Here is a 6,721-nt window from a genome sequence, read left to right as displayed (position 1 = left end):
TGTTCACGCCCGCCGAGTTGTCGATGGCGTCGGTGTTCAGGCGGACGCCGGCGCGCGCCGCCTCGATCCGCCCACGCTGGGTCAGGCCGAGATTGGCGCGATGATGCGCACGTTCGCGCGGTCGGTCACCGGCGCCGCTCCCTCGGTCGAGGCGGTCATGGCGGCGGGATCGGCCTTCGGATCGGCGCCCGCCGCCCGTCCGGCGGCGTCGGCCGCGATCTCCGCCGCGGTCTTGTCGGCGCGGCCGACGAGGGTCAGGCGCACCTTCGGCCGCGACAGGGCTTCCGCCTGCATCGGCGTCACGAAGATGTCGCCCTTGTGCCGGACCATCATGCTCTCGGCCTTCACCAGGGCCTGCGCCCAGGTCTTGTCGGCCGGCTTGCACGAGCAATTGGGCACGAAGCTCTTCTGGAACTTGAAGGCGTTCGCGAGAGACGCGTAGGCCTTGCTCCCCCGAACAGTCGCCGCATGCCGCAGGGCATCGTCGCCGTTCGGCATCGAATAGGCGACCGCCTCGGTGCCTGGGCAGAGCGCCTGGCACATCTCGTCCGCTCCGCCCCGGCCTTCCGGCAAGTTCTTCATTGGGAAATAGCCGCCGTCGCAGGTGCGCACGCAGATCACCTGGGCGCCACCACGGGCATATTGATCGCCCGAGGCGCCAGCCGGACCTGAGCCGCAATTGGCCGCGATGAAGGCCTGGAGTTGGCGGCGACGCGCGCCGTTGTCCTCGCTTGCCGCGCCGCCATAGGTGGCGTTGAGCGCACGGATGCGCTGTTCCACGGCGCCGCACTGGGGCGGGCGCGTATCAAAGAACAGGAACCTGCCGCCCTCGCAGTTGAGGCTGCGGTAATAGGCCTCGAGCCGGCCGATCTCGCTTTGCAGGGCGCGGGTGACGCTGGCGCCATCCGAGAGGCTTGCAAGCTCTGCCCGGTAGCGCGGGCAGGCCGGGTTCTGCGCCGCGACGGGGGCGGGCGTCGCCGCAGGCGCCGTATCCTGGGCGCGGGCAGGCACGGACCAGCCCGCCGCAACCAGGGCGAGCGTGCAGGCGATCCGGCGAATCAGCAGGCGCATCGACAGCATGGGCGAGCGGGACTCGGGCGACTGAACCGGGAACGGCCGGAACTCGGGACGGGTCGGGCCCTGGGCCCGGCGAAAATGGAAGCCCCGACCGGCACGACCGCACGGGACATTGATCTTTTTTAACGCCCCTCGCGCCGCGGCGACAGTCCTCCTACATGACGGCCACGGTTCCGACGGGGGAATGGACGGCGATGTTGTTTCGGGGTCTCACACGGGGTGCGCTCGGCGGCGTGCTCGGCCTCGCGCTGCTGGCGACGAGCGCGGCGGCGCAGGAGCCGGATCGGATCTTCGACAAGTCGACGGTGTGGCGGCCGTTGACGCCCAACGACAAGCTCGTCGTCTACGGCATCGACGATCCTGTGGTCGCAGGTGTGGCCTGTCACTACACCCAGCCCGAGAAGGGCGGCATCAAGGGCACGCTCGGCCTCGCCGAGGATGTTTCCGACATTTCGCTCGCCTGCCGACAGGTCGGGCCCGTGTCGTTCAAGGAGAAGTTCAAGCAGGGCGAGGTCGTGTTCAGCGAGCGCCGGTCGTTGATCTTCAAATCAATGCAGATCGTGCGCGGCTGCGATGCCAAGCGCAACACGTTGATCTACATGGTCTACTCCGACAAGGTGATCCAGGGATCGCCGAAGAACTCCACTTCGACCGTGCCCTTGATGCCCTGGGGCACGGAAGCCCCGCCGAAATGCGGGGATTTTGTGCGCTAACGATGGAAGGCCGGTCAGAGAGGCAGGCCGGCCGTCCACTCAATCCTGGCAGGTGATGCGCAGCGGGCGATCGGAGGGCTTCGAGACCGGCAGGTCGATCGCGCCCGTATAATCGTCCGCGGCAGCGACCCCGAAGGCGTTGGCTGAGGCATAGCCCTGCGCTTCGCACCAGGAATCCGCCACCACTTGGCCGCAGGCGCTGCCCGGCGTGGTCAGGCAATCGGCGACGCCGTAGCCCTCGCTGGAAGGGATCAGAAAGGTCTTTTCGACACGGCCGCCTGCCTTCGGCGTCTCGGACCCTGCCTGTGCGGCGATGACGAGCGAGCCGGTCAGAACAGTGGCGAGCAGGGCGCTGACGGCGGTCGAGGCGCGCATGAAGGAGTCCTTGAGGTTCCGTTGAGGCATGCAGGTGAGAGCCCGCGGCGAAGGTCCGACGATGCGGTAAACAAAGGCTTTCGCGCTTTGACCGCCTTTGCCGGAGGCAAGGAGCGCCGCCGGCCTTCTCGAATTCATCACCGTTTTGGGTTAGCCCGATCCGGCAGGCGGCACCGTCGCCGATCGGCAACAGGCGCGGGGGCCGGATCCGGCGAAACCGTGGCTTGACCGGAGTCGGCGGAGGCGTGGGACACGGCCGGTCCGGCCGGCAGGTGCTTGAGCGCGCAGGCGAGTTTCCGACCTGCCGCGTCAGGCCGTCGCCCCGCCCCGAGGGGGTGGGGGCGGGAGGGGGAATGGGTTTCAGGATGCCGATGTTGCGGCTCTACAACACGCTGACAGGCACTAAGGAGCCGTTCGAGCCGTTCGATTCGGCCGACGTGCGGATGTATGCCTGCGGGCCGACGGTCTACGACGCGGCCCATATCGGCAATGCGCGTCCGATCATCGTCTTCGACCTGCTGTTCCGGCTGCTGCGCCACCTCTACGGCGCGGCGCACGTCACCTATGCCCGCAACGTCACGGACGTGGACGACAAGATCAACGCCCGCGCGGCCGAGCGCGGCATCACCATCCGCGCATTGACCGACGGCACGCTGGCGCAGTTCCACGCCGATGTGCGCGACCTCGGCGTGCTGATGGCCGAGGACGTGAACGTGGCCGGCCGCCCGCCCCGCTTCATCGAGCCGCGCGCCACCGACCACATCCGCGAGATGGTGGCGATGATCGAGCGGCTGGTGCGCGCCGGCCACGCCTATGTGGCGGCCGACCACGTGCTGTTCGACGTGCCCTCGATGCCCGATTACGGCCGGCTCTCGAAGCGGCCGCTCGACGAGATGGAGGCTGGCGCCCGCGTCGAGGTCGCCCCCTACAAGCGCTCACCCCTCGACTTCGTGCTCTGGAAGCCCTCGAAGCCCGGCGAGCCGGCCTGGGACTCGCCCGCGGGCATCGCGGTGCCGGGCCGGCCGGGCTGGCACATCGAGTGCTCGGCGATGTCGGCCAAGCATCTCGGCGAGACCTTCGACATCCATGCCGGCGGCATCGACCTGATCTTCCCCCACCACGAGAACGAGGTGGCGCAGTCGCGCTGCTGCTTCGGCACGCCGGTGATGGCCCGAACCTGGCTGCACAACGGCTTCCTGCAGGTGGAGGGCGAGAAGATGTCGAAGTCGCTCGGCAACTTCATCACCATCCGCGACGTGCTGAAGGACTGGCCGGGCGAGGTCGTGCGGCTCAACATGCTCAAGACCCATTACCGCCAGCCGATCGACTGGACGCTGCGGGGCCTGGAAGAGTCGAGCCGGATGCTGGAACGCTGGTACGGCCTCGTCGGCGACGCAGGGCCCGCTTCCGAGGCGCCCGAGCGCGTCCTGGAGCCGCTCCTCGACGATCTCAACACCGCGGCGGCGCTGGCCGAGCTGCATCAGATCGACGACCCCGCCGCGCTGAAGGCGGGGGCGGGCCTGCTCGGACTGCTCGGCCAGACGGCGAGCGAACGCGCGGCGGCCAGCGTCCAGGCCGCCGGCATCGACGTGGCCCGCGTCGAGGCCCTGATCGCCGAGCGGGCGGCGGCCCGCATGGCCAAGGACTGGCCGGCCTCGGACCGCGCCCGCGACGCCCTGAAGGCGATGGGCGTCGCGGTCAAGGACAACAAGGACGGCACCACCAGCTGGAGCGTGGCGCGCTGAGGCGCCGGCTCAGCCAGACCGGGCCTTGCGGGTCGCGGCGGCCTTTTTGGCGGAGGCCGAGCGCTGCTCCGGGGTGCGGGCGGCCGAGGCGGCCCCGCCCTTCGCGCCCCCCTTCTCCCCGCCCTTATGGGCCGCCGGATGGCCCGTCGTCCGGCCGCGGCCCGAGCCGCCGGGATGTTTGCCGCCGCCATCGTCCTTGTTGACGGTGGCCCAGGCGCGCGATTCCGCCTCGTCATGCGGCACGCCGCGGGATTCGTAGGACTCCGCGATGTGCTCGGCCTTGCGGACCTGCTTGTCGGTGTATTTCGACTTGTCGCCACGGGGCATGGATGCGCTCCTCGCTCGCCCCCTACGCGCTCAGCCGACCCCGGTCGGGCCGTCGAGCACGGCGCGCACCCGCCGGATCAGGTCGGTGCGCCGGTAGGGCTTGTTCAGAAGATCGAACTCCGAACCGCCGACATCGGTTCGCTCCAGGCTCGCCTCGGCATAGCCCGTCGTGAGCAGGACCTTGAGCTGCGGCTGACGGCGCTGCGCCTCGCGGGCGAGCAGGACGCCGTTCATGCCGCCCGGCATGATCAGGTCGGTGAAGAGCAGGTCGATGCGCTCGCCGCCATCGAGGATCTCGAGCGCCTCGCGCCCGTTCGAGGCGACGAGGGTGGTGTAGCCGAAATCGCGCAGGATGGTGCGGGCGAGCTCGGCCACGTCCTCGCGGTCGTCAACGATCAGGATCGTCTCGGTGCCTGGCCGGTCGACCGCCCGGAGGGAGGCCTCCGGCTTGGCGCGGGCCTCGCCGTCGGTGGCCGGAAAGGACAGCCGCACCGTGGTGCCGTGCCCGACCTGCGACTCGATCTGGGCCGCCCCGCCCGATTGCTTGGCGAAGCCGTAGACCATGGAGAGGCCGAGGCCGGTGCCCTTGCCCTCCTCCTTGGTGGTGAAGAACGGGTCCATCACCCGGGCGAGCACGCCGGCCGGGATGCCGGTGCCGTGGTCGGTCACCGAGACGGTGACGTAGCGCCCGGGCCGGAGGGCGCCGAGGGGCACATCGTCCCCCTCCCCCACCGTGCAATTCTCCGTGCTGATCCGCACGGTGCCGCCCTCCGGCATGGCGTCGCGCGCATTGATCAGGATGTTGAGCAGCGCCACCTCGGCCTGGGTCGGATCGACCCGGCAGTTCCAGAGCTCGGGATCGAGGTCACGCTCCAGGGCGATCGTCGCGCCGAGGGCGCGGCCGGCCATCTCGTCCAGGCTTCCGATGAGGGCGTTGAGATTCACCGCGCGCCCGTCGAGGCGCTGCTTGCGGGCGAAGGCCAGGAGCTGCTGCGTCAGCATCGTGGCACGCTCGGCCGCCTGCCGGATGTTCTCGGTGGCCCGGCCCAGCCGCGCCCGGTCGGCATCGGGCTTGGCGAGCCCCGAGGCCAGGATGTCGACATAGCCCACGATGACCTGAAGCAGGTTGTTGAAGTCGTGGGCGATGCCGCCGGTGAGCTGGCCCAGCGCCTCCATCTTCTGCGCCTGCCCCAGCGCCTCCTCGGCGTCGCGGCGGCGCGAGACGTCGAGCTGCGAGCCGAAGAAGTACACGAGCTCGCCAGCCCTGTTGTAGACCGGGCTCAGGAAGAGCGCGTTCCAGAAAGTCGAGCCGTTCTTGCGGTAGTTCAGGATCTCGGTGGCGAATTCGCGCCGCTCGCGGATCGCCTGGCGCACTTGGTCCACCGTCGTCCGGTCGGTGTCCGGCCCCTGCAGGAAGCGGCAGTTGCGGCCGACGATCTCCTCCAGCGCATAGCCCGTCATCGCCAGAAAGGCGCGGTTGGCGAAGATGATCGGGTTGTCCGGCTGGCGCGGATCGGTGACGATCATCGGCATCCGCGTCGTCTCGACGGCGGCGAAGAAGATGTCGTTCGTCGGATTGGAAACGTCCGTGGATGCTCCCGTCTCGACGCGGGCCAGGCCCCTGATGGGCGGTTTCTCGGGCGTTTCGGCCATCTGGGCGTGCTCGCACCTTCGCTTTTGGCCTGTGCGGAGGGACCGCCCGTCCTGGCCGTGGATCCGCAGGCTGGAGCCGTGCCCGACCGCACCGCCGGCCCGGCTCCAAGGCGTTGTTCTGACGCGCGCTCTTCTCGCCGAACGGATCGTGCGGCCGGCTTGACAGGGCTGTCATCTGGAACGGCGCCGCCGGATGGCAAGCAACGCCGAATCGGCAACGGTCGATGAGGCCCCCCGATGCAGCCCGGGGGTAGCGGCATTCGGTCCCGGTCCGGACGCGCGGCCGGGGCGACCGTCAGGCGGCAGCGGGTGCCAGGGCGGGACGCGTGGTCCGGGTAGCCTCGGCGCGGATCGGAGCGACCGGATCCCGCGATGCCGCCAGGACCGCGGCGAGCGCCTCGTTGAGAGAGGTGACGAGGACATCCGCCGAGACCGCCCGCCGCAGGCGCTCCAGGCTCGCCGGGTCGCGCTCGCGCCAGAAGCCGACGAGGATGCGCACGCCCGGCACGGCGGCCCGCGCCTGCCGCACGGTGAACCGGATCTGCGACAGGCTCACCGGCTCCAGATAGGAGAAGCAGATCAGCGCGATCTCGTCGGTGCGCTCCGGCCGCTCGCCCTCGCGCAAGGCCTTCATCGCCATCACCTGCGCCTGCAGCCCGTGGCGGCCGAGCGTCTGGGCGAGCATCAGGGTCGCCGCCTCGTCGAACGGGCCGCGGCTCGACACGCAGAGCACCGGCGTGCGCCCGCGCCAGTTCGGCGCGAGGTCTTCGCGGCCGAGCACCACGCCGGCCACCTGCCGGTCGGGCCCGGCGGCGGCGACCGCGGCGGCGG

Annotated in this window: 6 protein-coding genes and 2 pseudogenes; 2 read left to right on the top strand and 6 right to left on the bottom strand. The window is 70.1% G+C overall.

The features are described 5' to 3' along the window. Together MET9862_RS28085 and MET9862_RS28080 are read right to left on the bottom strand one after the other, a co-directional pair. A pseudogene (locus tag MET9862_RS28085) lies at positions 1 to 97 on the bottom strand (NAD-glutamate dehydrogenase domain-containing protein); the annotation flags it as partial. Next, positions 82 to 1,080: a DUF2865 domain-containing protein gene (locus tag MET9862_RS28080; RefSeq protein WP_142586190.1), complete on the bottom strand. Its 999-nt coding sequence runs from the start codon at positions 1,078 to 1,080 to the stop codon at positions 82 to 84. The gene MET9862_RS28080 and the pseudogene MET9862_RS28085, both read right to left, overlap by 16 nt. 191 nt (positions 1,081 to 1,271) lie before the next feature. Between MET9862_RS28080 and MET9862_RS28075 the strand changes: the two genes are divergently transcribed. Beyond that, on the top strand, positions 1,272 to 1,790 hold the full coding sequence (locus MET9862_RS28075; RefSeq protein ID WP_142586191.1) for a CreA family protein: 519 nt from the start codon (positions 1,272 to 1,274) through the stop codon (positions 1,788 to 1,790). Between the two features lie 39 nt (positions 1,791 to 1,829). On the opposite strand, the gene MET9862_RS28070 is transcribed toward MET9862_RS28075, so the two are convergent. Beyond that, positions 1,830 to 2,165, bottom strand: a complete 336-nt coding sequence (locus MET9862_RS28070) for a hypothetical protein (protein ID WP_142586189.1) — start codon at positions 2,163 to 2,165, stop codon at positions 1,830 to 1,832. A 365-nt stretch (positions 2,166 to 2,530) separates the two neighbouring features. Here MET9862_RS28070 and cysS point away from each other — a divergent pair, with 365 nt between their 5' ends. Further along, positions 2,531 to 3,910: a cysteine--tRNA ligase gene (gene cysS, locus MET9862_RS28065; RefSeq protein ID WP_142586188.1), complete on the top strand. Its 1,380-nt coding sequence runs from the start codon at positions 2,531 to 2,533 to the stop codon at positions 3,908 to 3,910. 9 nt (positions 3,911 to 3,919) lie between these two features. Here the strand turns inward: cysS and MET9862_RS28060 are convergent, their stop codons facing one another. The 3 genes and pseudogenes from MET9862_RS28060 to MET9862_RS28050 form a co-directional block, all read right to left on the bottom strand. Further along, positions 3,920 to 4,237, bottom strand: coding sequence for a plasmid stabilization protein (locus MET9862_RS28060; protein ID WP_142586187.1), 318 nt, complete (start codon positions 4,235 to 4,237; stop codon positions 3,920 to 3,922). Between the two features lie 30 nt (positions 4,238 to 4,267). Next, positions 4,268 to 5,890, bottom strand: a complete 1,623-nt coding sequence (locus MET9862_RS28055) for a hybrid sensor histidine kinase/response regulator (RefSeq protein ID WP_142586186.1) — start codon at positions 5,888 to 5,890, stop codon at positions 4,268 to 4,270. A gap of 295 nt (positions 5,891 to 6,185) precedes the next feature. Then, positions 6,186 to 6,721, bottom strand: a pseudogene (locus MET9862_RS28050) (AI-2E family transporter); the annotation flags it as partial.

Source organism: Methylobacterium symbioticum, assembly GCF_902141845.1.
GTDB classification, from domain to species: Bacteria; Pseudomonadota; Alphaproteobacteria; order Rhizobiales; family Beijerinckiaceae; genus Methylobacterium; species Methylobacterium symbioticum.
The sequence above is the reverse complement of the archived record's forward strand: the minus strand, read 5'-3'. Positions and strand labels throughout refer to the sequence as shown.